The 828-nt window shown below is 58.7% G+C and carries 1 protein-coding gene; it reads left to right on the top strand.

Annotation, left to right across the window (positions count from 1 at the left end):
* Window positions 1-754: transposase (locus C7I85_RS30245; RefSeq protein ID WP_146149026.1), on the top strand; the 754-nt coding region annotated here is incomplete at its 5' end.
* Between the last annotated feature and the right edge of the window lie 74 nt (window positions 755-828).

Genomic DNA, 828 nt, shown 5'->3' with positions numbered 1-828 from the left:
GCTGACCGCGGCCGAACGCCTTCAATACGAAGGCTATCTCCGGCGCGAACAGACCAATGCGGCCATTATGGCGCTCGGAAAGCACGGTGTCGCGATCAAAGAAATCGTGCGCCGTACCGGTCATAGCCGCGGCTTGATCCGCCAAGTGCTCAGAGGGCAACGCAACGACGTCTTTCGGTCAAGAGAAAGCTCGTTGGAGCCCTATCTCGAATGGCTTGACGGGCAATGGGCTGCCGGCAAGCGGAACGGCACTGAGCTATGGCGGCGGTTGAGAACACAGGGCTTTCGTGGTTCGCGCCGGGTCGTGAGTGAATGGGTCACACGACGGAAGCGGGCCGACAAGGCGGATGCGGAATCGTTGAACCGCATTCCCTCTGCCCGAACGATCGCTCGGCTTTTGACAACCAGCAGAGACAACCTGACGAAATCCGAGACCGTCACCATCGCCGCCATCGAAAGTGGTGTCCCCTTGCTCGTTACGGCTCGCGATATCATCGCCGACTTCCATCTTATGATCCGGCGCAAGGCGGAAAATGAGCTCGCGTTGTGGATCGATCGCGCCCGCGACAGTCTGGTTTCCTCCTTTGGCAATGGCGTTGCGAAAGACATACAGGCAGTTCGGGCAGCGATCGTCTCGCCGTGGTCCAACGGACAAACCGAGGGGCAGATCACCAAGCTCAAGCTGGTGAAGCGCCAGATGTACGGGCGCGGAAAGCTCGATCTTCTTCAAGCCCGCCTGATCGGAGCGACATGAGAAGCTGCACCAAATCTGCGTCAGAGCCAATATTGCATGCCTATAGAGGGTCAATTTTGTGCGCCGGTTGACAG

The organism is Pseudaminobacter soli (ex Li et al. 2025), from assembly GCF_003012705.1.
In the GTDB taxonomy this organism is placed as follows: Bacteria; Pseudomonadota; Alphaproteobacteria; order Rhizobiales; family Rhizobiaceae; genus Pseudaminobacter; species Pseudaminobacter soli.
This window is presented reverse-complemented; position numbering and strand designations above follow the sequence as displayed.